At 62.6% G+C, this 25,322-nt stretch carries 24 protein-coding genes and 1 pseudogene; 12 read left to right on the top strand and 13 right to left on the bottom strand.

What is annotated here, in order from left to right; genetic code table 11:
• The first annotated feature begins 13 nt into the window (after positions 1–13).
• Both NKJ84_RS04990 and NKJ84_RS04985 read left to right on the top strand, forming a co-directional pair.
• Complete coding sequence (locus NKJ84_RS04990) at positions 14–1,261, top strand: BtaA family protein (RefSeq protein ID WP_352505588.1); 1,248 nt, start codon at positions 14–16, stop codon at positions 1,259–1,261.
• Positions 1,258–1,923 (top strand): class I SAM-dependent methyltransferase, encoded by a 666-nt coding sequence (locus NKJ84_RS04985; RefSeq protein ID WP_352505587.1) that lies wholly within the window; start codon positions 1,258–1,260, stop codon positions 1,921–1,923. The genes NKJ84_RS04990 and NKJ84_RS04985 overlap by 4 nt, the downstream gene beginning before the upstream one ends.
• Positions 1,924–2,131: 208 nt before the next feature.
• On the opposite strand, the gene NKJ84_RS04980 is transcribed toward NKJ84_RS04985, so the two are convergent.
• A complete protein-coding gene (locus tag NKJ84_RS04980) occupies positions 2,132–3,511 on the bottom strand; it encodes a serine hydrolase domain-containing protein (RefSeq protein WP_352505586.1) in 1,380 nt (459 codons plus the stop codon).
• A gap of 406 nt (positions 3,512–3,917) precedes the next feature.
• On the opposite strand from NKJ84_RS04980, the gene NKJ84_RS04975 reads away from it, so the two are divergent.
• Both NKJ84_RS04975 and NKJ84_RS04970 read left to right on the top strand, forming a co-directional pair.
• Positions 3,918–4,709, top strand: a complete 792-nt coding sequence (locus NKJ84_RS04975) for a glycoside hydrolase family 25 protein (protein ID WP_352505585.1) — start codon at positions 3,918–3,920, stop codon at positions 4,707–4,709.
• A gap of 80 nt (positions 4,710–4,789) precedes the next feature.
• Positions 4,790–5,962, top strand: coding sequence for a lytic murein transglycosylase (locus NKJ84_RS04970; protein ID WP_352505584.1), 1,173 nt, complete (start codon positions 4,790–4,792; stop codon positions 5,960–5,962).
• A gap of 80 nt (positions 5,963–6,042) precedes the next feature.
• Here the strand turns inward: NKJ84_RS04970 and NKJ84_RS04965 are convergent, their stop codons facing one another.
• Positions 6,043–6,936 (bottom strand): LysR family transcriptional regulator, encoded by an 894-nt coding sequence (locus tag NKJ84_RS04965; protein WP_352505582.1) that lies wholly within the window; start codon positions 6,934–6,936, stop codon positions 6,043–6,045.
• Positions 6,937–7,059: 123 nt separating this feature from the next.
• On the opposite strand from NKJ84_RS04965, the gene NKJ84_RS04960 reads away from it, so the two are divergent.
• Complete coding sequence (locus NKJ84_RS04960; protein ID WP_352505581.1) at positions 7,060–7,791, top strand: SDR family oxidoreductase; 732 nt, start codon at positions 7,060–7,062, stop codon at positions 7,789–7,791.
• Positions 7,792–7,871: 80 nt separating this feature from the next.
• Here NKJ84_RS04960 and NKJ84_RS04955 read toward each other — a convergent pair whose 3' ends face one another.
• Positions 7,872–9,092 (bottom strand): alanine racemase, encoded by a 1,221-nt coding sequence (locus NKJ84_RS04955; RefSeq protein WP_352505580.1) that lies wholly within the window; start codon positions 9,090–9,092, stop codon positions 7,872–7,874.
• A gap of 225 nt (positions 9,093–9,317) precedes the next feature.
• On the opposite strand from NKJ84_RS04955, the gene NKJ84_RS04950 reads away from it, so the two are divergent.
• A complete protein-coding gene (locus NKJ84_RS04950) occupies positions 9,318–10,235 on the top strand; it encodes a DMT family transporter (RefSeq protein WP_352505579.1) in 918 nt (305 codons plus the stop codon).
• 460 nt (positions 10,236–10,695) lie between these two features.
• Here the strand turns inward: NKJ84_RS04950 and metF are convergent, their stop codons facing one another.
• Both metF and NKJ84_RS04940 read right to left on the bottom strand, forming a co-directional pair.
• Entirely contained in the window at positions 10,696–11,613 is a 918-nt protein-coding gene (gene metF, locus NKJ84_RS04945) for a methylenetetrahydrofolate reductase [NAD(P)H] (RefSeq protein ID WP_254819012.1), read from the bottom strand.
• Positions 11,613–12,635, bottom strand: a complete 1,023-nt coding sequence (locus NKJ84_RS04940; protein ID WP_254819013.1) for an ArsR/SmtB family transcription factor — start codon at positions 12,633–12,635, stop codon at positions 11,613–11,615. The genes metF and NKJ84_RS04940 overlap by 1 nt, the downstream gene beginning before the upstream one ends.
• A 139-nt stretch (positions 12,636–12,774) precedes the next feature.
• Between NKJ84_RS04940 and tsaA the strand changes: the two genes are divergently transcribed.
• Both tsaA and NKJ84_RS04930 read left to right on the top strand, forming a co-directional pair.
• Entirely contained in the window at positions 12,775–13,299 is a 525-nt protein-coding gene (gene tsaA / locus NKJ84_RS04935) for a tRNA (N6-threonylcarbamoyladenosine(37)-N6)-methyltransferase TrmO (protein WP_352505578.1), read from the top strand.
• A complete protein-coding gene (locus NKJ84_RS04930) occupies positions 13,296–13,607 on the top strand; it encodes a DUF2293 domain-containing protein (RefSeq protein ID WP_254819015.1) in 312 nt (103 codons plus the stop codon). Before tsaA ends, NKJ84_RS04930 begins: the two co-directional genes overlap by 4 nt.
• Before the next feature lie 233 nt (positions 13,608–13,840).
• On the opposite strand, the gene NKJ84_RS04925 is transcribed toward NKJ84_RS04930, so the two are convergent.
• The 3 genes from NKJ84_RS04925 to tam all read right to left on the bottom strand — a co-directional run bounded on the left by NKJ84_RS04925 (position 13,841) and on the right by tam (position 16,668).
• On the bottom strand, positions 13,841–14,458 hold the full coding sequence (locus tag NKJ84_RS04925) for an MOSC domain-containing protein (protein ID WP_352505577.1): 618 nt from the start codon (positions 14,456–14,458) through the stop codon (positions 13,841–13,843).
• Positions 14,459–14,598: 140 nt separating this feature from the next.
• Entirely contained in the window at positions 14,599–15,720 is a 1,122-nt protein-coding gene (locus NKJ84_RS04920; RefSeq protein WP_352505576.1) for a beta-ketoacyl-ACP synthase III, read from the bottom strand.
• A 129-nt stretch (positions 15,721–15,849) separates the two neighbouring features.
• A complete protein-coding gene (gene tam / locus NKJ84_RS04915) occupies positions 15,850–16,668 on the bottom strand; it encodes a trans-aconitate 2-methyltransferase (RefSeq protein ID WP_352505575.1) in 819 nt (272 codons plus the stop codon).
• A gap of 58 nt (positions 16,669–16,726) precedes the next feature.
• On the opposite strand from tam, the pseudogene NKJ84_RS04910 reads away from it, so the two are divergent.
• Both NKJ84_RS04910 and NKJ84_RS04905 read left to right on the top strand, forming a co-directional pair.
• A pseudogene (locus NKJ84_RS04910) lies at positions 16,727–17,205 on the top strand (DpnI domain-containing protein); the annotation flags it as partial.
• Between the two features lie 96 nt (positions 17,206–17,301).
• On the top strand, positions 17,302–17,493 hold the full coding sequence (locus tag NKJ84_RS04905; RefSeq protein ID WP_352505668.1) for a hypothetical protein: 192 nt from the start codon (positions 17,302–17,304) through the stop codon (positions 17,491–17,493).
• Positions 17,494–17,834: 341 nt separating this feature from the next.
• Here NKJ84_RS04905 and ettA read toward each other — a convergent pair whose 3' ends face one another.
• On the bottom strand, positions 17,835–19,484 hold the full coding sequence (ettA, locus tag NKJ84_RS04900; protein ID WP_352505574.1) for an energy-dependent translational throttle protein EttA: 1,650 nt from the start codon (positions 19,482–19,484) through the stop codon (positions 17,835–17,837).
• Between the two features lie 241 nt (positions 19,485–19,725).
• Between ettA and NKJ84_RS04895 the strand changes: the two genes are divergently transcribed.
• Positions 19,726–21,021, top strand: coding sequence for a GGDEF domain-containing protein (locus NKJ84_RS04895; RefSeq protein ID WP_352505573.1), 1,296 nt, complete (start codon positions 19,726–19,728; stop codon positions 21,019–21,021).
• Between the two features lie 27 nt (positions 21,022–21,048).
• Here NKJ84_RS04895 and NKJ84_RS04890 read toward each other — a convergent pair whose 3' ends face one another.
• From NKJ84_RS04890 to NKJ84_RS04875, 4 genes are all read right to left on the bottom strand, one after another.
• Positions 21,049–21,663 (bottom strand): hypothetical protein, encoded by a 615-nt coding sequence (locus NKJ84_RS04890; RefSeq protein WP_352505572.1) that lies wholly within the window; start codon positions 21,661–21,663, stop codon positions 21,049–21,051.
• A 74-nt stretch (positions 21,664–21,737) separates the two neighbouring features.
• A complete protein-coding gene (locus tag NKJ84_RS04885; RefSeq protein ID WP_352505571.1) occupies positions 21,738–22,751 on the bottom strand; it encodes a ribonuclease T2 in 1,014 nt (337 codons plus the stop codon).
• Positions 22,752–22,870: 119 nt separating this feature from the next.
• Positions 22,871–23,320 (bottom strand): MarR family winged helix-turn-helix transcriptional regulator, encoded by a 450-nt coding sequence (locus tag NKJ84_RS04880; RefSeq protein ID WP_352505570.1) that lies wholly within the window; start codon positions 23,318–23,320, stop codon positions 22,871–22,873.
• Positions 23,317–24,102 (bottom strand): alpha/beta fold hydrolase, encoded by a 786-nt coding sequence (locus tag NKJ84_RS04875; protein ID WP_352505569.1) that lies wholly within the window; start codon positions 24,100–24,102, stop codon positions 23,317–23,319. Before NKJ84_RS04875 ends, NKJ84_RS04880 begins: the two co-directional genes overlap by 4 nt.
• Before the next feature lie 265 nt (positions 24,103–24,367).
• Between NKJ84_RS04875 and NKJ84_RS04870 the strand changes: the two genes are divergently transcribed.
• The gene (locus NKJ84_RS04870; RefSeq protein ID WP_352505568.1) at positions 24,368–25,303 is read left to right on the top strand and encodes an alpha/beta fold hydrolase; all 936 of its coding nucleotides are present in this window, start codon (positions 24,368–24,370) and stop codon (positions 25,301–25,303) included.
• Positions 25,304–25,322 lie beyond the last annotated feature (19 nt).

Here is a 25,322-nt window from a genome sequence, read left to right as displayed (position 1 = left end):
GAATCGCGTTGCCATGACGGACATTTCTGGGGAACTGGTTTTTCGCCGCGGCAAGGAGGTCGGCAAGGCCGTCTACCAGAACCGCCCGCTGTCGAAAGCTGGCATCTCCGAGCGCTTGTTCGCCTTCCTGTTCTCCGGCCTTGTCTACCCGCAGATCTGGGAAGACCCCGAAATCGACATGGACGCGATGCAACTCGGCAAGGGCCACCGCATCGTCACCATTGCCTCCGGCGGCTGTAACATCCTCTCCTATCTCACCCGGTCGCCAGAAAGGATCGATGCCGTCGACCTCAACGCCGCGCATATTGCGCTGAACCGCATGAAGCTCGCAGCGGTGCGTCACCTGCCGTCGCAGGGCGACCTGTTCCGTTTCTTCGGTGCGGCTGGGACCGGGCACAATTCGCAGGCCTATGATCGCTTCATCGCACCGCATCTCGACCCCGTCAGCCGCCATTATTGGGAGCGCCGCAACTGGCGCGGTCGTCGCCGCATCGCTGTCTTCGACCGCAATTTCTACCAGACCGGCCTGCTTGGCCTGTTCATCGCCATGGGCCACCGCACCGCAAAATTCTTCGGCGTCGACCCGGCCGGCATCATGGACGCCAAGAGCATCGCCGATCAGCGCCGCTTCTTCGACGAAGAGCTGGCGCCGGTCTTCGAAAAACCGCTGCTGAAATGGGCGACCTCGCGAAAAGCCTCGCTGTTCGGCCTCGGCATTCCGCCGGCCCAGTACGATTCGCTGATCACCTCGGGTGACGGCACCATGGCCAGCGTGCTGAAGGCACGACTGGAAAAGCTCGCCTGCGATTTTCCGCTGAAGACCAATTATTTCGCCTGGCAGGCTTTCGCCCGCCGCTACCCTAATCCGGGCGAAGCCGCCCTGCCCACCTACCTCGAAAAGCGCAACTACAAGACGATCCGCAACAATGTCGATCGCGTTGCCATCCACCACGCCAATCTGATCGAGTTCCTTGCCGGCAAGGATGCCGGCTCGGTCGACCGCTTCGTGCTGCTCGATGCACAGGACTGGATGACCGACGGCCAGCTCAACGGGTTGTGGGCCGAGATCACCCGAACCGCCTCGACAGGCGCCCGCGTCATCTTCCGCACCGCAGCGGAACCCAGCCTGCTGCCCGGCCGCGTCTCGAATTCGCTGCTCGACCAGTGGCGCTACGAGAACGACGCCTCGCGCGAGTTTTCGGCCTGCGATCGCTCGGCCATCTATGGCGGCTTCCATCTCTATGTGAAGCGGTCCGCATGAGCACGACCGAATTGCCGGCCAGCCATGCCGAACTGATGGACGGTGTCTACCGCTGGCAGCGTCATATCTACGACCTGACCCGCAAATATTATCTGCTTGGCCGCGACCGGCTTATCGCCGGACTGGATGTGCCGGCCGGCAGCACGGTGCTCGAGCTTGGCTGCGGCACCGGCCGCAACATTGTCCTCGCTGCCCGCCGCTATCCCGGCGCGCGCTTCTTCGGCCTCGATATTTCGGCCGAGATGCTGGAGACGGCCACCGCCGCCCTCGCGCGCGAAGGCCTCTCCGGCCGCGTCACCCTGGCGCGCGGCGACGCCACTGATTTCGACGCAAAGGCGCTGTTCGGCGTCAAAAGTTTCGACCGCGTCTTTATCTCGTATTCGCTGTCGATGATTCCCGGCTGGGAGAAGACGGTGTCTGCGGCACTTGCTGCCCTGTCACCGGGTGGCTCGCTGCACGTCGTCGATTTTGGCCAGCAGGAAACCTTGCCCAGCTGGTTCCGCACGCTGTTGCGCGGCTGGCTGAAAAAATTCCACGTCGAGCCGCGTGAATCGTTGCGCGCGGTTCTGGATTCGGAATCTGGAAGAACCGGCGCAAGCTTCCGTTTCCAAACGCTTTGTCGCGGCTATGCGTGGCTCGCCGTGATCGGCCCAGGTCGATAGCCAGGATGTGTTGAGATTCAGGTCAGGCCAAGTCGAAAACGGGGGTTCCGAGAACCGGAGCGGAGCGTCCTTTTGGGTACGTGAGCACCGGCCTACGCCGGCCGTAGCCTTAACTGCCACGACCGCTCATGAGTGCTTTGGCCGGCGAAGGCCGCAAGCGCAGGAAACCGCCGTTTTCGACTTGGCCTGACCTGAATATCGATACAGCCTAATGCAGCGCCTTGACCAGCGCCGCCACCATTGCCTGCGGCCGGTAGCCGAGCCTGGCCGGCGTCAGGCCGAGCCGCACCACAACCAACTGCTCCGAGGGGACGATGGCGACCGTTTGCCCGTCATGCCCCTCCATCCAATAGGTGTCCTTGGGCAGGCCGGCGGCAATGCCGGCGCCGGGGTTTTCTTCGTCGCCCGGTCCTTCGATCCATAATTGCCCCTTGCCGTAGACCTTCGAGGCAGTTGCCGGTTCCCGCATCCAGTCGACGAAGCCGGCGGGCAGTATCTCTTTGCCGTTCCAGACGCCGCCCTGCAGCAGGAACTGGCCGAAGCGCGCCCAATCGCGTGCCGTGGCATAGAGATAGGACGAGCCGACGAAGGTGCCGTGCTCGTCGGCTTCAAGCACCGCGCTGTGCATGCCGAGCGGATCGAACAGCGCGGCCCTCGGCCAGGCCAGCGCCTTGTCCTTGTCGCCGATCGCGTCCTGCCACAATCGGGACAGCATCACCGCCGTGCCGCTCGAATAGGAAAACACCCTGCCGACCTCGCCGGTCAGCGGCTTGGATCCGGCAAAGCCCGCCATGTCCGGTTCGAGATAGAGCATACGCGTCACATCGGCGACGTCGCCATAATCCTCGTTGAATTCCAGCCCGCTCGACATCGCCATCATGTCGGCGAGGCTGATCATGGCGCGGCCATCTCCCTTCCAGGGACCGAACAGGCCCTGGTTGGTCATCGCCAGCTTGCCGCCCTTCACCAGCGTGCCGACGATCGCCGCATTCACCGTCTTGGTCATCGACCAGCCCAATAGTGGCGTCTTCTCGGAAAAGCCGTCGCCATAGCGCTCAGCGACGATGCGGCCGCTCTTGACCACCACCACCGCCCGCATCCCGGCGCCGGTCATTGCTGGATCGTCGAGGACCTTCACGACCTCGAGATCCTGGGAGGCACCGACATCGTCGCCTTCCGGCCACATCGCATCGGGCAGCGGCGCCGGCGTCGGTGGAGCGCCGGCGATAGCCTTGGCGGCGGCAATATCCCCGTCGGGAACCGAGGCGCAGCCGAGCCCCTCGCGAGCGACCGCGACACTTTTGCCGAGCGCGCCGAACAGGCCCGCCGAAACCGTTCCCTTCTCCTTGTCCACCGACACCCTCATCAGCTTCAGCAGCGGATGACCCGGCGCCTGCACATCGACGGCGAGCACGTCGTTGGCGTCGCGCCCGGCGATGAAGACGTTCGAGCAGACGATCTTGGCCGCATAGCCGGAACCGACGCGGATCAGTTCCGGCGGCGCGAAATACAGCCAGCCGGCGAGTATCGCGGCGGCCAGCATAGCCAGGCCGAGCAGCCATTTGATGAACTTCAAAAGGATCTGCATTTTGAGTTCCCCCGGCGCGCTCGATCTATGTCATCGATTTGCCGCCATTGTTTCGGCAAAATCGCGGCTCCTGTCGAGCGCCGTCAACCGAATATCAACCATGATCGGCGATCACAGGTGCATGTCGCCCAAAAGCGCGCAGCGGTTTTGGGACCACGACATGCACAGACAAAAGAGCCAAGCGCGTCGAAGCGACGCGCTTGGACAGACCGGGCGATCCTGTGGGGTGACCGTCCGGCGGGGCTTGAATGCATGCGTCCCAAAACTGCGCAAGGGTTTGGGAAATGCATGAAACGAAGATCCAGGCGCGTCGCGTAAGTCGGTTTCAGACACGCTGCGCCCGGTCGAGGGGCCACCCGCGGAAAGACCCATCAGCGGCCGGCTGAAACCGGCTCGGGAAGTAGCGATGCGCCGTTTCGCGGTCCTCATCACGCTGATGCTGCTTGGTGCCTGCTCGACGGTCGAGGATCTGACGCCATCGTCGTCCAGTGCCCCGACGGTTGCGGTACGCGCGCCGCGTTTTGCCGATTCCGACCCGCATGAATGGGACAGCGGCGCACCGTGGAGCTATGCCGTCCACGGCACCGACGTCTCCAAATACCAGACCTCGATCGACTGGCCGGCGGCCAGGGCCGGCGGCATCTCCTTCGCCTTCATCAAGGCAACCGAGGGCGGAGACCGGTTCGATGAAGCTTTCAACGAGCATTGGAGCCGCACCAAGGCCTCGGGCATCCCCCGCTCCGCCTATCACTTCTTCTACTTTTGCACGCCGGCCGCGACCCAGGCGCGCTGGTTTATCCAGAACGTGCCCAAAGACAGCTCGGCGATGCCGCCAGTTCTCGACATGGAATGGAACCCGAAATCGCCGACCTGCAAGCTGCGGCCCGATCCTGCCACGGTACGCAGCGAGATGAGCACGTTCCTCGAAATCGTCGAAAAACACTACGGCAAGAAGCCGATCATCTACACGTCGGTCGACTTCTTCGAAGATAATGGTTTGTCGGGTTTCCGCGGCTACCCCTATTGGCTGCGCTCCGTCGCCGGGCATCCGCGCCAGAAATACGGCAGCCATCCCTTCACCTTCTGGCAGTATACCGGAACGGGCGTCGTGCCGGGCATGGCCGGAAACGCCGACATCAACGTCTTCAACGGCTCCGAAGCCGCGTGGAAGAAGTGGTTGCGGCAGAACACCCGTTGACACCGGGCCTGCCGCCTGCTTTTCGACACAGCCAATAACAAATGCCTGCAACCGCTGGTAATCTTTTCGGAAGGATGGCGATGCGATTGCGCTTTGGACTTCTCGCGGCGCTGCTCCTGAGCGCCGTGCCGGCCGCGGCACAGCAATGCGGCGGCGATTTCGAGGCATGGAAGCAGGGCGTGGCGGCGGAGGCCAGGGCAGCCGGCGTCGGCGCTGCCGGCCTTGACGCGCTGGAAAACGCCACCCTCGATGAGAAGGCGTTGGCACGCGACCGCGCCCAGGGCGTCTTCACCCAGACCTTCATCGAATTCTCGAACCGCATGATCTCGTCGCATCGGCTGAAGCAGGGTGCGGCCAATCTGCAAAAACATGCCGAGGTCTTTGCCCGCGCGGATCGCGAATACGGCGTCCAGGCGCCGGTCATTGCCGCCTTCTGGGCCCTGGAAACCGATTTTGGCGCCGTGCAAGGCGCTTTTCACACACTGAATGCGCTGGTGAGCCTCTCGTATGACTGCCGCCGCCCGCAGTTGTTCCGGCCGCAGATCGTGCCGCTGCTGATCTTGATCGATCGCGGTGTGGTGCCGGCCGACGTGACCGGTGCCTGGGCCGGCGAGATCGGCCAGACGCAGATGTTGCCTTCCGACTATCTCGGCCACGGCGTCGACGGCGACGGGGATGGCCTGGTCGACCTGCGCGGCAGCGCGCCGGACGTGATCATGAGCACGGCCAGCAAGATCCGGTCGCGCGGCTGGAAGCGCGACCAGCCCTGGATCGAGGAAGTCCGTGTGCCCGACAACTTGCCGTGGGAGCAGACGGGACGCACCAACAAGCTGCCGTTGACGCAATGGAGCCAGTGGGGCGTTACCAGGCCAGACGGCACGCCGCTTCTCGACAACGGCCTGAAGGCCGGCCTGGCGCTGCCCATGGGTCGCAAGGGGCCAGCCTTCCTGACCTACGACAATTTCGACGTCTATCTCGAGTGGAACCAGTCCTTTACCTATGCCCTGACAGCGGCAAATCTTGCCGCCCGGCTGGGGGGCGCTCCGCGATTCGATCCGCGCAACCCCGACCCGGGCCTCGACGGCGACCAGATGAAGGCGCTACAGACCAAGCTCGAGGCGAGAGGCTATGACGTCGGCACCGTCGACGGCATCCTCGGCACCAACACCCGCGAAGCGATCCGCAAGGAGCAGATGCGGCTGGGCTTGCCGGTCGACGGCTGGCCGACGCCGGAGCTGCTGGCCAGGCTGTGAGGATGGTGATTGGTAAAAAGAATGGCGCCGGAGCCGCATTGAGCACCAGAGCTACCACTATTCACCATTCACTATTCACATCACCGCCTCGCAAGCAGGAAATCGATGAAGGCTCGCAGCGGCGCGGGAACCTGCCGGGAACTCGCGTGGTATAAATAAAAGCCCGGAAATCTCGGCGACCAGGCTTCGAGAAAGCGGATGAGCTTTCCCGCTTCGATCCACGGCCGGACCTGATATTCCAGCATGTACGCCACCCCGACCCCATCCAGAACCGCCCCCATCATCAGGTCCGTATCGTTTACCGTCAGGCCGCCGCTGACGGCCACTTCCAAGGCACGCTGGCCTCGGGCGAACTCCCAGCGGTAGAGATTGCCGCCGCTCGGCCACTGGAAATTGATGCACTGGTGCTGATGCAGGTCCGCGGGATGGCGGGGTATCGGGCGATGCTCCAGATAGCTCGGCGCCGCCACTGCGGCCATCTCGAGTTCCTCGCTGAGCTTCACCGCCACCATGTCCTTGTGCAGCCGCTCACCCAGTCTGATTCCGGCATCGAAGCGACCTTCGACGATGTCGGTGAGCATGTCGTCAACGATGATGGTGAGGGCGATATCGGGATAGGCGCGGCGGAAGTCGCCGAGGATCGGCGCGATGAAACGCGTGGCGGCGATGCGCGGAACATTGATGCGCAGCGAGCCTGCCGGCCGGCCGCGTGATGCATGCGCGTCGGCGACGGCCCCTTCCAGTTCGCTCAACGCCGGCGCGATGCGGGCAAACAGCTTCTCACCCTCAGCGGTCGGCGACATGCTGCGCGTGGTACGGTTGAGCAGGCGGACACCGAGACGCTCTTCCAGCCCGCGTATCGTCTGGCTGAGTGCTGGAGGCGAAATTCTGAGCTTGGCCGCGGCGCGGACAAAGCTGCCCTCTTCGATGATTGTTGCAAATGCCGTGAGTTCGGAAAACTCGGTTCCGCGCATTATGTACCCCAGGCTTAATAAGTCAGTTAGATAATAGGCTATTCTCTGAGCAATAGCATGCCCCTAGCTATCGCTGGAACGCCGCTCGATCGGGGCGGCCGTATCCAGACGGAAGGAACAGCCATGCATCGTCCACTCGAAGGCAAAACCGCACTTGTGACCGGCAGTTCGCGCGGCATCGGACGCGCCATCGCGGAGGGGCTGGCAACCAAGGGTGCTGCCGTGGTCGTCAACTATGTCGGCAACGAGAAAGCCGCCAGGGAAGTCGTTGCCGCCATTGAAGGGAATGGCGGAAAAGCCGTCGCCATCCAGGCGGACGTCTCCAGCATCCCCGACATTCGCAGGCTGTTCGACGAAACCGAAATGCAGATGGGGCCAATTGACATCGTCGTCGCCAATGTTGGCGTCGCCGTCATAAAGCCGCTCGTCGAGGCTACCGAAGCAGACTTCGACCATGTGTTCGGCACCAATGCCAAAGGCACCTTCTTCACGCTTCAGGAGGCCGCGCGCCGCGTTCGCGACGGTGGCCGCATCATTGCCGTCTCCACCGGTGGAACCAAGATGTTTTTCACGCAGACGGCGCTCTATCTCGGCAGCAAGGGAGCCGTCGAGCAGTTCGTCCGCGTCCTCTCGCGCGAACTCGGCCCGCGCGCCGTTACCGTGAATGCGCTGTCGCCAGGCTTCACCGACACCGACCTGCTTCCGGAGCGGGACCGGGCCGTGGCCGCAGGCATGTCGCCCTTCGACCGGATCGGAGCACCGCGCGACGTCGCCGATGTCGCGGTTTTCCTGGCTTCGGACGAAGCTCGCTGGCTGACCGGCGAGAACATCCAGGCCGGCGGCGGAGTAGCCTGACTACGGGGAGGTGAATATGAATGGTGGTGACGATTCACCGAAGCGGACGGAACGCAAGAACTGCTTCCATTCACCATCAACTAATCGGCCATCGTCTCCAGGCTGGCAAACCCCTGCGGTGCATCGCCTTCGTCGAATGGCGTCGCCACCTCGACGAAAGTATCGGGATAGAAGCCGTTGAACCGTGTCCGGAGTGACAGCGAATAGGCGCCGATATGGCCGATCTCGATCCAGTCACCGGTATCGACGGTTTCGGGCAGCCAGAACGGCCGCGACAGTATATCCACGGAATCGCAGGTCGCGCCACAGACCTTGAACGGCACGATGGTCCTGTCCTCGCCATTGCGCGAGCGGATCGCCGGATCGGGGATGAAGCGTGCCGGCAGCGTGATCTTGCCGGTCCATGAATCCGACAGCGACGCCCAGATGCCGTCATTGATGTAGAGCCTTTTGCCCTTGCGCAGCAGCACGCGCACGATCAGCGACAGGCAGCGCGCCACGATCACGCGGCCGGGCTCGGCCACCAGCTGCATCTGGTCGAATTGGTACTCCTGGAGGTCGCCCGACAGCCGCGACATGATCTGGCCGAGCGACGGCATTTCCGGCTTGCGGCTGTTCGGATCATGACCGTATTCGGCGGGAAAGCCGCCGCCGACATCGAGCCCGGCAATGTCGAAGCCGACGCGGTTGCGCACCCAGTCGGCGGAGGCCAGCGCCCGCTCGTAGGTGTCGGGATCCTCGATCTGGCTGCCGACGTGAAAGCACAGCCCGACCTTGTAGCCGGTTCGGTTCAGCCGTTCGGCCAGTTCGACCGCATTGGCCGGTCCGGCGCCGAACTTCTTCGACAGTTCGTAGGCCGCCGAGCCTTTCGTCTGGATGCGCACGAACACGGTGATGGCGCCCGGATCGATGTCGAGAGCCCGCACCACCCTGGTCAGCTTGGTGATCTCGTCCTCATGGTCGAGCGAAATGACGCGAATGGCGTATTTTTCCAGCGCCAGCCTGATGTCCGACTGCGCCTTCACCGGGTGCATGTAGAGCATCTCGGCGTCCGGCGAGACGGCGCGCACGGCGGCGAATTCGCCGGGCGAGGCCACATCAAAGGCGCTGACGCCGGCCTCGACCAGCGCGTTGAGCACGATCTGCTCGCCATTGGTCTTGACCGCATAGGCGGTCTTGCCGGGAAACATGCCCATGAACTGTTTGGCGTCCGCCTTCAGCACCTGCGGGCGGAAGCAATAGATCGGATCGTCCGGGCGAAGCGCCAGCGCTGCCTCGCGGGCATTTTCGAATCGCTGCATGGACGAATCCCTTGACTGAGGCTGCGCACAATTAATCCAAGCTAGCGGCTAATGAAAACAATTCTATGTCTCGCCGCCCTGGCTTCGCGGCGCTACGCCGTTCTGTGCGCCGGTTATGAGCGAGCTAGGCCATCACTCAGGTTTCGGGTGGCCCTTGCCGCCGGACCGGTAGAGCGTGAACAGATGCCTGAAGAGAGCAAGGCATCTCGTCTGGGAGGACGACCAATGGCGATAGCTGCCACCACCACGATGCGCGGGCCGATGGTGCTCAAGGACTGGGCCCAGCTTCTGCTGCTCGGCGCCATCTGGGGCGGTTCGTTCTTCTTTGCCCGCATTGCGGTGTCGGAACTCCCTCCGCTGGTGCTGGTGCTGTTTCGCGTCGCCATCGCGGCGACCGCGTTGCAGCTCTACCTTGCGGTTCGCGGTCCGTCGTTTCGCCTCGCCTTGCCGCATGCCGGACTGTTTTTCCTGCTGGCGCTCGCCAACAATGTCATCCCTTTCTCGCTGATCTTTGCCGGCCAGACCGAGCTCGGCGCCGGTGTCGCCTCGGTGCTTAATTCGACCACGCCGTTCTGGACGCTGATCCTCGCCAACGCCCTGACCAGCGACGAAAAACTGTCGTGGAACAAGCTTGCCGGCATCGCCCTCGGTATCGCGGGGACGGCGGTGATGATCGGTCCTGGCCTTGTCGCCGGGCTCGGCGGGCCGGTCTGGGCGAAATTCGCGCTCATCGGTGCCTCGGTCTCCTATGCGGTTGCGCTGATGATCGCCCGCCGCTTCAAGGGTGTGCCGTCACCGGTCATTGCCGCCGGACAATTGACCTGCTCGACCATCATCATGATCCCGGTCGTTCTGTTCACCTATGACGCTGCCACTCTGTTTTCGGCCTCGCCGCCGGTATGGGCGGCGGTGCTGGCGCTGGCGCTGCTGTCGACCGCCTTCGCCTACATCCTCTATTTCAACCTCGTCGCCTCGGCCGGCGCCACCAACGCCTCGCTGGTCACGCTCATCGTGCCGGCCAGTGCCATCCTGCTCGGCTTGCTGTTCCTGGGCGAGCGGCTCGAACTGTTCGAATTGGCGGGCATGGCGCTGATTGCGCTCGGCCTCGTCACCATCGACGGTCGCTTGTTCGGGCGGCGTTAGAGCATGTTCCCCGACTCTCAGCTCGAAATCGATTCCGATTTCCGCCGCGGTAGCGCTGCCATGCTCGTTGCTGCCCCGGCTTCGCCACAAATTATTCACAGGTCCAACGCCGGCTTTTGACCAAGAGTTTCAATACCTAACGGCAAACGGCAGGTCGCAAATTCCACAATCTCGTCGCATTGCAGCAAAGTTTCTGCTTGCCTGTGGCACAAATGACCCTAGACTCTCGCCATAGCTCTTAAGAGGAGGCTATGACATGGGACTGACGAGGCCGATCAACGCATTGATGATTTGTGCTGCGTTTGCATTCATCGGCGCCCTCATTATGGGCGTCCTTCCATAAGGCCGCTGAGCGGGGGAAGACCAGCACCGAATATTACAAACCATTGAAAAGGCCGGGCATTTTGCCCGGCCTTTGCATTCCCCCGATCTTTGACATTTCAAAAAGGAGCTTGCCGCCTTACGCCGCGGCGGATCCCGCAGCCTCGACTTCGTGCGACCTGATGCCGATCATGTGGCAGATGGCGAAGACCAGATCGGCCCGGTTCATCGTGTAGAAGTGGAAATCGCCGACGCCGCGCTCGACAAGGTCCAGCACCTGCTCGGCGGCCACGGCAGATGCCACCAGCGCATGCGTTTGCGGATCGTTCTGCAGCCCATCGAAACGCTCGGCCAGCCATGCCGGCACCAAGGCGCCGCACCGCGCCGAGAAGTTGGCGACCTGGGTGAAATTGTGCACCGGCAATATGCCCGGCACGATCGGTATGTAGATGCCGGCCCGCCGTGCCCGCTCGACATAGCGCTCATAGAGATCGTTGTCGAAGAAGAACTGGGTGATCGCCCGCGTCGCCCCATTGTCGGCCTTGCGCTTCAGCATGTCGAAATCGGTGGCGAAATCCGGACTCTCCGGATGTTTTTCCGGATAGGCCGAGACCGATATGTCGAAATCGCCGGCGCCCTTCAGCGCATCGACCAGTTCGGCGCCATTGGCATAGCCTTCCGGATGCGGCCGGTAAGCCGCGCCGACGCCCTCGGCCGGATCGCCGCGCAGGGCGACGAAACGCTTGACGCCCATATCGGCGAACTCCCGGATCACCGCATCGACCTCGTGGCGCGCCGCGTCGACGCAGGTCATGTGCGCCGCCGGCGTCAGCGACGTTTCGTTGAGGATGCGCTTGACGGTGCGGGCCGTGCGCTCGCGGGTCGAACCACCGGCGCCATAGGTGACCGAGACGAATTTCGGCTTGAGCGGCTCCAGCCGGGTGACCGTGTCCCACAGCCTTGCTTCCATCTCGTCGTTTTTCGGCGGAAAGAACTCGAACGACACCCTGACCTTGTCGCCGATGTCGGGACGGCGGGAGAAGCGGAACTGGTTCATCAGGCGGTTTCCCCTATCGGATACGCATTGGCCGGTTGTCTGTCGTTGGAAGGCTCGGCAATCAGCATGCGCCGATCGCGGCCGAGCCAGAGTTTGACGGTGAGCTTGGCCTCGTTGCCACCGCGCGGTTCGAATTCCTGGCTGTCCTCGAGCTCGAGGCCGGCCTCGGAAAACCAGTCGGCGATTTGCCGGTCGGAAAAGCCGAGGCGCATATGCGCGTGCTCCTCGCGCAAGAACTCCAGCGTGTGCGGCGCGAAATCGACGATCACCAGCCTGCCAGCCGGGCGCAACAGACGCGCCGCCTCTCGGATGGCGCGGGCAGGATCGTCGAGATAGTGCAGCACCTGATGGATGGTAACGAGATCGAAGGCGTCGCGTTCGACCGGCGGCGCGAAAATGTCGCCCTGCCGCACCTGCGCATTCGAAATGCCGGCCTTGTCGAGATTGGCGCGCGCCACCGTCAGCATTTCGCGCGACATGTCGATGCCGATACCGCGCCGATAGAGCGGCGAAAAGATCTCGAGCAGCCGTCCGGTGCCGGTGCCGAGATCGAGCATCGACTGGAACGGCCGCTTGCCGACGAGCTTGATGAGGGCTGCTTCGACGGCGCGGTCCGGCACATGCAGCGAGCGGATATGGTCCCAGCTTGCGGCGTTGACCGAGAAATATTCGGCAGCCCGGTCCTGCCGCTTGCGCTTGACCGCGGCCAGCCGTTCGAGATCACGCTCGACCTGCGGATCGGCGCCGCGGATGCCGGAGACCAGCCTGAGCACAAAATCGCGCGACGTGTCGGAATCCGAAAGCCGGAAGAAAGCCCACGAGCCCTCCTGGTAGCGGCCGATCAGCCCTGCCTCCAGCAGCAATTTCAAATGCCGCGAGACGCGCGGCTGCGACTGGCCGAGGATTTCGGTGAGATCTGAAACGGTCAGATCGCCGCGCGACAGCAGCGCCAATATACGCAGCCGGCTGGATTCGGCAGCCGCCTTCAATGTATCTACCATCGTGTCGAGAGCGACATGCATGCGAGCATTCTCTTTGAAAAGATATAAACATATGTTTATGTCGGTTTTGATAGGCTTGCAAGCGCTATGTCGCTTCCGGACAAGAAAATGACGCATGCGCAGCGGATCGCGCAAAGCCGGATGCATCGAGGCGAGGCCCATGGTCGAAACGCGCAGCGGCGAAAAGCTCCTGGAAACCGACCCGGCAACGATGCCGCCGGATGGCCATGTCGTCTTCATCGGCCGCATCGCTTCGCCTTGGATCACGCGGGAGACTTGCCCCAAAAACATGAAGGCCGCGCGGGAGACGGGACAGCCGGCGCACTTGGTCATCGACCCGCTTTATCGTGAGGGCCTGCTTGGGCTGGAACGCGCCAGCCACGTGATCGTCCTGTCCTGGCTGCACCATGCGCCGCGGCAACTGATTATCCAGAAACCCCGCCATGCCATGGAGCCGAAAGGCGTCTTTTCGCTGCGCTCCCCTGCCCGGCCGAACCCAATTGGGCTGCATGTCGCCAGGCTGGTTGCCGTCGATATCGATACCGGCCGCATCGATCTCGATGCCATCGACGTGCTCGACGGCACGCCGGTCATCGACATCAAGCCCTACTTCGCCTCGACCGATGCCTTCGCCGCGGCGACCATGGCCGGGCGGGACGAGTTGTCCAGATCGGACGGGCAGTGAGCGCCCCGACCGGCCGCCGCCGCGCCATCGCCAAGGCACTGACAGCGCTCCTGCCGCTGGCGCCCTATGCCGACATGGAAAAGATCCGTGCCGATGCCGGCGCCGTGCACATGAAGACCTTGCCACCGAGCATTGCCGTGTGGCTGGCGACGATAGCGCATATTCGCCATGCCCATACCGACTACGAAAAGCTGCTGGCCGAAGGATATGACCGCGATTCCGCGCGCTTCTTCGTCATCGAGCAAACCAACATCGTGCTAACCCGCTGGCGTGCCACCCGTCTGCTCGATGATGAGGACGAGGAATAGAGCGATGGCAGACACACGCGTCGAGTTCTACGGCGCCCCCCTCTGTCCTGCCGACGTCAGGCCGGCAACATCGGAACTTTCAAAGCCAGAAACAAAAAAACCGCCTCGGAGGGCGGATCGTTGGAGCCAATTAGCACCATACCGAAATTAGTAGCATAGCTGCCGGCACAAAGCAAGAACAAAATACGCCGCGCGCGGCTTTGACTGGCTTTGCCGGCTTGCCTAGCAAACAATCAGGCCCGGTAAATCCACTGCTCCGGCACACGCACCGAAATCTCCTCGCCGGCAGTGATCGTGCCGGGTTTCTCGACCCAGGCGACGAGCCCGCGCAACCGCTTCGCCGCTTTCGGGAACAGCAGCGCGCCGGCCTCGACGTCGGCCATCCCGGCATTCTCGGCGACCGACCTTCCCGCGATCCGGCAAGGCCCGTTCTGCGCGTCGACCTTGACGGTCGCGCCGCCTTTGAAGAACAGCAGCGTGCCGGATGGCAACATCGAGAGGTGCGGCAGGCCTTCGATCACGAGATTGGCGCCGATCCATTCCGGCTTGATCTCGGCGATGCCCATCCGTTCGGCGACAATTGCCAGTTCGTCCGCTGCCACGATCGACAATTGCCGTTCGTTGCGCATCTCGGTGCCGCGCGGATACCAGGGTTCCCGCCCGCCGGATCGCCGCGTCGTGCCGGCGTGGAAATCGCCGTCGATGCCGTCGAAGCCGAGCTGCAACATGTCCACTGCCCGTGTCTCGAAATGATCGAACGGTGCGAGGTAAAGCGCTGCCACCCTGGCGGCGAGTTTTCGCGCGGCCACGATCTCGACCGGAGTTTCGGCTTCGGGAAAAAGATCCAGCATGGGTTCGTGCCTCGCGTGATACGCGCAATTAGCCGCGGTCAGCTCATCAGGTCCAGTCGAAAGCGCTGATGCTCCGATCAAGCGGACTGATGCGATTTGCCAGGCGCGCTCCGATGCCGGTGCCGTCCGTGCCGAAATAGTCAGAGCATGCGCAACAGCGCGCCGCCGATCGAGTAGCCGGCGCCGAACGCGCAGAGCAGGCCGTAGTCGCCGGCCTTCATGTCGGCATGGTTCTCCGACAGGGCGATGATGGCGCCGGCGGCGGCGGTGTTGCCGAGGCGCTCCAGCACCATCGGCGCGCGGTCATGGTCGACCTCATGACCGAAAGATAGTTTCAGGATCATGGCGTTCATCCGCGCATTGGCCTGATGCAGCCAGAAACGCCGGATCGCTTGCGGCGTCAGCCCGTGCTCGGCCAGAAACTCGACGATGAATTTGTGGCCGGCAACGGTGACTTCCTTGAACACCTTGTTGCCGATCTGCTTGATCAGATTGCCTTCCAGATCGATCATGTACGGATCGTCCTGGGTGGCGCGGGTATAATAACCGAGATTGGTGCGGATGCTGTTCGACATCTGCGTCCAGGTACGCGTATCCAGCACCTCGAATCGGCCCGGCCGCTTCTCGCCCTGGGCGAGCCCTTCGACGACCATCGACACGGAAGCGTCGCCAAAGATGAAATGCGTCTGCCGGTCGCGAAAATTGAGATGGCCGGTGATGATCTCCGGCGTCGACACCAGCACGCGTTTGTGCGCCCCTGCCCGCACCAGGTTGACGGCGATGTGCAACGCGGCCGCCGCCGACGAGCAGCCAAGCCCCATATCGAAACCGGCGCCTTTCGTACCCAGTGCCTGCTGCATCTCGATGGCGATCGCCGGATAGGGCCGCTGATGGTGCGAGGCCGAGCAGATCACCAGGTCGATATCCCCTGGCTTCAGCCCGGCATGATCGAGCGCCTTGCTGGCCGAGGCGATGCCGAATTCGGCCTCCAGCGACAGCGCATCGTCGGGCCGCGCCGGGAAGCGCGGCGCCATGCGGGTCGGGTCGAGGATGCCCTCCCGTTCGATGACATGGCGGATCTGGACGCCCGAGGCATGGACGATGAAGGCACTGTCCGATTTCTGCAGCAGCGGCTCGCCGGACACCTCGCGGCGGACGTTCTCCATGTCCACCCAGCTGTTGAAGCTGGCGACGAGTTCCTCATTGGTGATCGAAGCCTCGGGGATTTCAACGCCGATGCCGCTGATGATGACGCGATGCATTTTCAGTTCGTCCCGTGCGCAGGCGTTGCGGCTTCATGTCGGCGCCGCAAAAAGCTCGGCGCAACCTCTTTTGCACCTAGCCAGTTTATGCCGGCTTAAATCAAGTCCCTGGAAAGGGTCTAAAAGTTCCTAAGCAGCGCGCCGCGCCACGATGAAGAGACGGGGAAAGCGCAGCAACACCTTGCCGCTTGCCGTTTTCGGATAGGCTTCGCTGATCCTGGCCGCGTAGCGCTTCAGGAAAAGCTGCCGCTCGTCTTCGTCGAGCGGATCGAGGAACGGCTTCAGCCCCGTCGACTTCACCCATTCGACGATCGCCTCGGCATCGGCCAGCGGATGGTTGTAAATCGTGTGCCAGATATCGAGCCGATCCGAGAACGGCGACAGAAGGTCGTAATAGAACGAGACCGGCAGCAGCGGCGCGCGAGCCGCGCGCTCGAGCTTTTCGGTGAACGAGATCTCGGCCGCGGTCTCGCGCATCAGCCGGTGCGAGGGCTCAGCCATGTTGTCCGGCATCTGCACGGCAAGCGCGCCGCCGGGCGCCAAAAATCCCATCAGCCGCTGGAAGACTGCCGGATGCTCCGGCAGCCATTGAAACACCGCATTGGCAAAGATCACGTCGACGGGTTCGGTCGGCTGCCACGCCGCCGCATCCGCCAGCGCAAAGCTGACGCCGGGCAGACGCACTTTGGCCTTCTCGATCATGTCGGGCGAGGTATCGAAGCCGCTGATTTGCGCCTGCGGCCAGCGCGCGACCAGCAATTCGGTCGAATTGCCCGGTCCGCAGCCAATATCGACCACCCGGCGCGGTTCTGGCACCGGCACCTGCACAACGAGATCGCGCGCGGGCCGCGTGCGCTCATCCTCGAATTTCAGGTAGAGGGCGGCGGACCAGTCTTTTCCTGTTTTGAAAGTTAACTTTCCGCCCCGTGAATCTTTCTGTGCCGTCATAACGACTCGCCGCCATGCGTTGATTGACGTTCACGCATATTGCGTAGACCCTTTGACCATGAAAATGGGATTCCAAGAGACTCAAGCAGCATACGACAGCGGTTCGCAAAGCGCGAGAATCTGGACGGAGCGGTGGGCGTCAGAATGGCTGTACTGCCCCAACTGCGGGAATTCGCGCCTGACGCAGTTTCCGGCAAATCTCCCTGTGCCGATTTTTACTGCGATAAGTGCGATGATCAATACGAACTAAAAAGCGCAAAGAAACCGTTCGGCAGAAAACTCGCCAATGGTGCGTATAGCAGAAAAATCGAGCGGCTGAATTCGTCAACGAACCCCAACTTTTTTCTACTCAAATACGATTTTAACCAGCGACTGGTGGAGTCCGTCTGCGTTATCCCAAAACATTTTTTCACGCCAGCAATCGTAGAACGCAGGACGCCGCTCTCCCAAGCAGCACGCCGCGCCGGCTGGATTGGTTCGAATATCCTTCTTAGCCGGGTCCCTGAAGCGGGAAGAATCCACCTTGTCAGAAACGGTGTGATCACCTCGAAAGAAGAGGTTTTGGCAGCTTGGAAGCGAACTGTGTTCCTACGCGATGCGCCCCATGACACCAGGGGATGGCTCGTTGAGGTCATGCGATGTATCGAGTCGATCGGCACAGACGAATTTGACATCGACCAGGCCTACGCATTTGAGCCACAGTTGGCTCTCCTTTACCCGAACAACCAGAATATTAGACCTAAAATCCGTCAACAACTTCAGTTTCTTCGCGACAAGGGATATCTTAGGTTCCTGTCCCGTGGTCGATATCAGGTAGCGCGATAACGCAGGTGATCTACGTCAGATCGTTTTTGGTCAGGTCTAACAATGGCTTGGTATCTCAACAACTACAGATGTTATAAATGTCACAGGTATTGGGCTACTGATTGGTCCTGCGCCTGTGACGACGAGTGTCCATATTGCCAAGCGCGCAATGCGACAGCCATCGATAGCGTCGATCTGACCAACATTGTGGTTCAAGAGAACGACGCGTTTATAGTCCTTAACTCGCCACCGACGGCAGAACACCACCCCGACTACCGGGAAGTTGCGCGGTTCTCTTCAGCCAAACTCGCCGAGGACTTCATAGAGACACTCGACAGAGAATTCTAAACGAGGCGCACGGACTATCTTGTCAGCCGCTTATACGTCATGCGGTGCGGGTTGACGGCTTCCGGCCCGAGTCTACGGATCTTGTCCTGCTCGTAATCCTCGAAATTGCCTTCGAACCATTCGACATGGCTGTCGCCCTCGAAGGCGAGGATGTGCGTTGCCAGGCGGTCGAGGAACATGCGGTCGTGCGAGATGATGACGGCGCAGCCGGCGAAGTTTTCTAGCGCGTCTTCGAGTGCGGCCAGCGTTTCGGTATCGAGATCGTTGGTCGGTTCGTCGAGCAGCAGCACATTGCCGCCGGTCTTCAGCATCTTGGCCAGATGCACGCGGTTGCGCTGGCCGCCGGACAGGTTGCCCACCTTCTGCTGCTGATCGCCGCCGCGAAAGTTGAACGACGCACAATAGGCGCGCGTGTTGGCCTCGAACTTGCCGAGCTTGACCACTTCGGCGCCGCCCGAGATTTCTTCCCAGACGGTCTTGGTCGGGTCGAGCGCGTCGCGGCTCTGGTCGACATAACCGAGCTTGACCGTCTCGCCGACGCGAATGGTGCCGGCGTCCGGCTTTTCCTGGCCGGTGATCATGCGGAACAGCGTCGTCTTGCCGGCGCCGTTCGGGCCGATGACGCCGACGATGCCGCCCGGCGGCAGCTTGAATTCGAGGTCTTCGATCAAAAGCGTGTCGCCAAAGCCCTTCGACAGGCCCTCGACCTCGATCACTACATTGCCGAGCCGCTCGCCATGCGGAATGACGATCTGCGTGTCGCTCGGACGCCGCTTGTCGGCTGCATCCAGCAGATCCTGGAAGGCCTGGATACGGGCCTTCGACTTGGTCTGCCGGGCTTTCGGGCTGGACTGTATCCACTCGCGCTCGCGGCCGATCGCCCGCTGGCGGGCATCGTCCTCGCGGCCTTCCTGCTTGAGCCGCTTGGCCTTGGCTTCGAGATATTTGGTGTAGTTGCCTTCGTACGGGATACCGCGGCCGCGATCGAGCTCGAGGATCCAGCCGGTGACATTGTCGAGGAAGTAGCGGTCGTGGGTGATGATCATCACCGCGCCTGGATAGGCACGCAGATGCTTTTCCAGCCACGCCGTCGTCTCGGCGTCGAGATGGTTGGTCGGCTCGTCGAGCAGCAGCAAATCGGGCTGGCGCAGCAAGAGCTGGCAGAGCGCGACACGGCGGCGCTCGCCGCCCGACAGCTTGGTGACATCGGCCTCCTTGGGCGGACAGCCGAGCGCTTCCATCGCCATCTCGACCTGCTGTTCGAGATCCCAGAGGTTGAGCCGGTCCATCTCGTCCTGCAGCTTGGCCGACTCGTCCGCCGTCTCGTCGGAATAGTTCATCATCAATTCGTTGTAGCGCTCGATGATGGCGGTCTTGGCCGCGACGCCTTCCATGACGTTTTCGAACACGTTCTTGTTCGGATCGAGCGCCGGCTCCTGCGCCAGGTAACCGACGGTAGCACCCTCGGCCAGCCAGGCCTCGCCGCTCCACTCCTTGTCGATGCCGGCCATGATCTTGAGGATCGTCGACTTGCCGGCGCCGTTGGGGCCGAGGATGCCGATCTTGGCGTCCGGGTAGAAGGACAGATGGATGTTCTCGAGCACCTTCTTGGTGCCGTAGGCCTTGTTGAGGCCGGCCATGTGATAGATGAACTGGCGTGCCACGCGCGCTTTCCCTGAAAAGTCGACTGATGTCGGATTGAATGGAAGTTGGGGGCTATGTAAGCGATGCGGCCCCGAACGGCAAACAGTTTTGGCCCCAAGCGGATTTGGTCGCACCCACAAACGCTTAGCCGCTTCATTTCGTGCCGGCACCCAGGCGAAAGCTCCGGTTAACCATTCCGCGTCAAACAATGTTGGATAGGAAATCGCTGGCAGCCGCGATTTCGGGGAGAGAGATCGGGCCGTGTTGAACAGTTTCCTGCTTTTTGCCGAAGCGGTTCTCTATTTCGGCATCATGGTCACGCTTTTCCGGTTCAGGGGCCGCATCGGCCTCGGCGTCTTTGTTTGCGCCCTTGGCGTCATGCATTTCCTGGAAACCTATCTCGCCAGCGTCTTCTACGTCGCGCTGCCGTTCGGCATGGTATCGCCGGGCTCGGCTGTGCTGTTTTCCGGCAAGCTGGTCATGCTTCTGTTGCTCTACATCAAGGAGGACGCGGCGACCGTCCGCCAGCCGATCTACGGCCTGCTGCTCGGCAATGGCCTGATGATCGGGCTCGTGCTGATCCTGCGCCTGCACGACATCGCACCGCTGCCCGACGGCAAGCTTCCCGACATCGGCTTCATCGACGAGATGGGCTGGCTGATGGTGTGGGGCACGACGCTGCTGTTCGTCGACGCCATCCTGATCATCCTGCTCTATGAAAAGCTCGGCAAATATCTGCGCAAGGCGCTTTTCACCCGCATCCTGGTCTCCGTTGCGTGCGTGCTCACCTTCGACCAGGCAGGTTTTTTCACGGCGCTGCATTTCGTCACCGGTGCGCCGGTCGCCGTGTTTTTCGGCGGCTGGTTCGCCAAGATGGCAGCGGCCTTGGTCTACAGCACCATGCTGGTCGCCTATATCAGGTGGTTCGAGGCGCGGCAGGTGCCGGCGCCGCGCGGGCTTTCCGACATTTTCGACACGCTGACCTATCGCGAGCGCTATGAGGCGCTGGTCGAGCATGTCGGTCGCGACGGCCTCACCGGCCTGCTCCACAGGGGGCGCTTCGACAGCGACGGCGAGGCCGCCGTGGCCACCAGCCTGCGGACCGCCAGGCCGCTCAGCCTGCTGATCATCGATGTCGACCACTTCAAATCGATCAACGACCGCTTCGGCCACGCCGAGGGCGACAGGGTGCTGAAAGCCCTGGCAATTTTGCTTGGCGAACTTGTCGGGACCGACGATCAATTGTTCAGGATCGGCGGCGAGGAATTCGCCATCCTCGGCTGGCGTCCGCAGCCGCTCGCCAGACTGCTGGGCGAGACCGTCAGGCAAGCGGTCAAGACGTCCGCGAGCACCAGCCGGTTCGACATTACCGTCAGCGCCGGCATCTCGACGGTCAGCGAGACGACCCGTTGCCTTGCCGATCTCTTCGCGCTGGCCGACCAGCGTCTCTACAAGGCCAAATCCACGGGACGCGATCGCGTTGTCGGCGAACCGGGCGGCAACGAAGCAGACGGGCGCAACACATGGACCAGGCCGGAGCGCAGCGCCGGCGCGTAACGCTACCCTGGCCTGCGATTGGCTCAATCAGGGTTGTTTGCGCCGCTGCCATGCGCCGATCGCAACCGAAACCGCCATCAGCGCGATCGCCAGCCATTTCAACGCGGTAATAATCGGGCCGGCTTCGATGTCGTAGGCAATGAACAGAAGAATGCCCGGTACCAGCAGGCCGCAGAGCACGAGCGTGATCCGGTTGATCTGCCATGACACTTTTGCCGCAAGCGCCTGATCGCCGGGCACGGCGACAAGTGCGGCCCGCATTGCCTTCGGCGCCACCAGCGCGGTCGAAAGACGCAGCGAGATAGGCAGGCCGATGCCGATGATCAGCAAGGCGCATGCCGCCAGGAGCAGCGAAAACTTGAGCGCATTGGTTTCGGCCGGTAGCGGGAACAGCAGCGCCGCCAGCGGCAGGAAGATACAGAATATCCCGAACGCGGCGATGGCGATGAAGATCGCCGCGTTGACCAGCGTGAACAATTGGTACGTGCCGCCGTCGACGGGTTTGGCGAGCGTGGCCATGCGCGCCCACTCCACTTCGGTGTAGGAAAAGCCCGGCCACTCCATATGGCCGTCGCGGGTCGCCGTCATGCCCTTGGCCCAGAACGCCAACCGCGCCAGCGCGCCGCTCGTCACGCCACTCATCGCCACCCCCTGCGAATGATACCCCCCGGGATCATACCATCCCCGGTGCAAAGCGACAGTCGCGTACGGCCTGTTTACTGGAACCCGACGGCATCGACCGCGCCCTTCGGGCAGCCGGCCTTGGCTGTAGGCGCCGAGGCAAGCAGCAGGGCACCGAGCGAAGCGTTGGAAGCGATCGGGCCGGTCAGGCCGAGCGTCAGCTCGCCGATCAGCCGCCTGCCGTTCGAGGGATCGACCACGCAGGAAACGCGGACCCGGTCGCCCGCGCCTTTGCCGAAGGTAACGTCGAAGGTGCTGCGGATCTGATCGGATGTCAGTTGCTTGCCGATGTTCTTGATGAAGAGATCGCGCACCGGCGAAGCGTTCACCGCGCGCATCAGGTTCAAGGCGTCGGAGAAATACTCCTGCTGGCTCTTGCCGTAGCAGGTGCCGTGCTTGATCCACTCGTGCCTTTCGAGTGCGGACGCGGTGCCGGGCATCACCTGGTCGAGTTCCGATCGCGTTTTCGGGTCGAGGGTGACCGGCGGCAAATCCCGCCAGTGTGCCGGATCGTCGTTCGCCTTGTCGCTTGCCGCGACCTGGCAATAGAAATTTCCGTTCGGCTGCGGCCACAATCCATGCAAGGTGAAGTGGGTCGCATCGAAACCGGCGGCGGTCTGCGCCCGGCATTCGGTCTTGCTGGATTTGGTCTCGCAGAAAGCCGGCTGCCAGCTCAGCGCGAAGACATATTCCGGCTTTCCGGACGCCGATGGCTTGTTCGGCTCGGCAGGCGCCGGTGCAGCCGGCATCGTCGACGCGCTGTCGCCCGAAACATGACCGCAGCTGATCTTGACCCAGCGGCGCTCCGGATCGGCGCCCGGCACGCGAATGAGATAGTGCGTGGGCGCGTCCTTGTTGCCGGCCAGCAGATCATAACTCTGACCAGCCGCGGTCGAGACATTGCCGGGATTCTTGGCGCTCTTGATCGCCTGCGTTGCCGGACAGGCGGCATCGGCGACGAAAGAGCCGGTCATCTTCACATCGGCCCGCGCCGCGCTTGCGCCAGCAAACGCAAGAAACACCGTCCCCCATATCGCCCAAATCCGCATTCCGGCACTCCTCGTGATTCACGCCGCAAGCTAGAAACTTGCGACATGTCAGAATTACGATTTCTTTCGCCGGCCGTAAAAACAATCGCCAGCGCATTGAGAGGCTCCCGCGTGGTCGATCAGGATCCGCCCGCCTCCACCCGTTCCGTCAGGGTGCGCAGCAGATCAAGCGAGGCTTTCAGCGCGTCGGCGTCCATACCCTCCGAAATGCGGTTCGCCCAAACATGCTGGCGTGTGCCGATATTCTTGACCGCTGCCCGGCCGGCATCGGTTATCGACAACAGCTTGGCGCGGCGATGCGCCGGGTTGTCGGCGTAGACGGCAAGCCCCTCCGCAGCCAGTATGTCGGCCAGCCGCTGTACACTCTGACGGGCGAGACCCATGTCGCGGGCGATGTCGGCCACAGATTTCGGCTCCTTCAAAACTGCACCCAAAACCTGCCAGCGCGCTGCCGTCAGCCCGGTTGGAGCGGCCAGCCGGTCGGCCGCGTCCAGAAGACTGCCGTTCATCCTGAACACGGCAAGCACCAGTTCGGTGAGCACATTTGCCGCTTCGGTCCTGGTCGTCATTTCTGGCCGGCCTCGATGGTCGCGACGAAATTATTAACGGCTTCGGCTACGACCTCGGGCTTGTCAAGCATCACCCAATGGCCGCTGCCCGCCACGATCTGGCGCGGAATGTCCGTGCGCAGCCGGTGGAGCGCGGCTGGAGTGTCACTGGCCTCGGTAGCCAAAACGAACATAGGCCCGCGATACGCATCGAGTGCCGGCTCCGGGTTCCATTCGGCCAGCGCCTTGCCGACACCTGCCCTCGCCGCCGGATCGACCACTGCCGCATCGGCCAGAACACGCTGGCGAACAGCCGCGTTAGGGCCGGCAATCGACGTGTAATAGGCGTTCAGGACATCACGGCCTTGCGGACCGGCCAGATCGCGGACAAAGCCGTCACGAATCGCCTGCGGCAGCGCACGAGGATCGGTCGCCGGGTCGACGAGCAAGACACCGGCGACCCGGTCGGCATGGCTGGCGGCATAAGCGAGCGCCACGCCACCGCCGCCGCTGTGCGCGACAATGAGAAACCGCTTCAGGCCAAACGCGTCGGCCACGGCACCGACATCCATTGCACGACCGTCATAACCGTAGTCACCGTCCTGCGCCGGCGCGGAGGCGCCATGACCGCGAAAATCGAAGGCTACCGCCTCGCGGCCTTCGACGGAGAGCTGCATCACGCGGTCCCAGTGGGAAGCGCGGCTGCAATCTCCATGCAGGAACATGATCGGCAGGCCATTGCCGGCCTTGATCCTGTAAGTGGCAAGCTGGCCTTGCGGGCCTGGAACAGTGGACGTCATCATGGTCATCTCCCTGGTTTCCTGACTGAAAGCAGCAATCCCTGACAACAGGGTGGCCGTCGTGAAGGCGAAGCCCGCCAGCAAGATTGCACGCCGCGAAATGGCCCCGGTGGTTTTCACAGTCATACCGCCAATCTGCCGCTGACCATTTGACAGTATGCTGTCATGCAATCACATTGACAGCATGCTGTCAATTACGTCGAATGGGCACCTACGTCCCTTGACGTCGATCGCTGCGTCGCCCAACAGTCGCCGACGGGAGCGAGACATGCCATTTGACAAGCAGAGGATGCTGGCATCGCCGACGGGCGCCGAGCTCAACCTTTATGTGAAACACGCCAGCGGCCAACCGCACGCCATTGTCCAGATCAATCACGGGCTGGCCGAGCACGCGGCGCGCTATGCCCGCTTCGCCGATTTCCTCGGCGAGCGCGGCTACCAGGTCTACGCGCACGACCACCGTGGCCACGGCGCCACCAAGGCGCCCGATGCGCCACCGGGCAGGTTCGCCGATGCGGATGGCGGTGCCAAGGTCATCGCCGATGTCGCCGCCGTCCATGATCTCATCGCCAGGGAACAACCTGGCCTGCCGGTCATCGTCTTCGGTCACTCCTTGGGCGCGTCGGTCGCGCTGAACTTTGTCCTCCGCCACTCGCCACGCATCCATGCCGCCGCGATCTGGAACGGCAATTTCTCGGCCGGACTGCTCGGCCAAATCGCGCTGGGCGTGCTTGCCTGGGAAAGGTTCCGGCTTGGCTCAGACGTCCCGTCGCGCATGCTGCCCCGGCTGACGTTCCGGGCCTGGGGCAAGGCAGTGCCCGATCGCCGGACGCCATTCGACTGGCTGTCGCGCGATGCCGCCGAAGTCGAGAAATACATCGCCGACCCGCTCTGCGGCTGGGACGCATCGGTGTCGATGTGGCAGGACATCGTCAAGATGACGCTGCATTGCGGCAGCGACCGCAATTTTTCCGGCGTGCGGCGCGACCTGTTCGTCAATCTGGTCGGAGGCGAGCAAGATCGGGCCTCGGACAGCGGCAAGGCGGTCAGCCATCTTGCCGGCCGGATGCACATGATGGGTTTTTCGAATCTCGTTTCAAAGGTTTACGCCAAAACTCGCCATGAAAGCCTGAACGAGATCAACCGAGACGTCATCATGGAGGATTTTGCCGCCTGGGCCGACCGCGTGCTGAGGGCACAGTGATACTGGCCCATTGCAAGGG

Origin of the sequence: Mesorhizobium sp. M0048, assembly GCF_040323405.1 — a bacterium.
Classification (GTDB): Bacteria; Pseudomonadota; Alphaproteobacteria; order Rhizobiales; family Rhizobiaceae; genus Mesorhizobium.
Note: the sequence above shows the minus strand (reverse complement) of the source record. Positions and strands in the feature narration are given on the sequence as shown.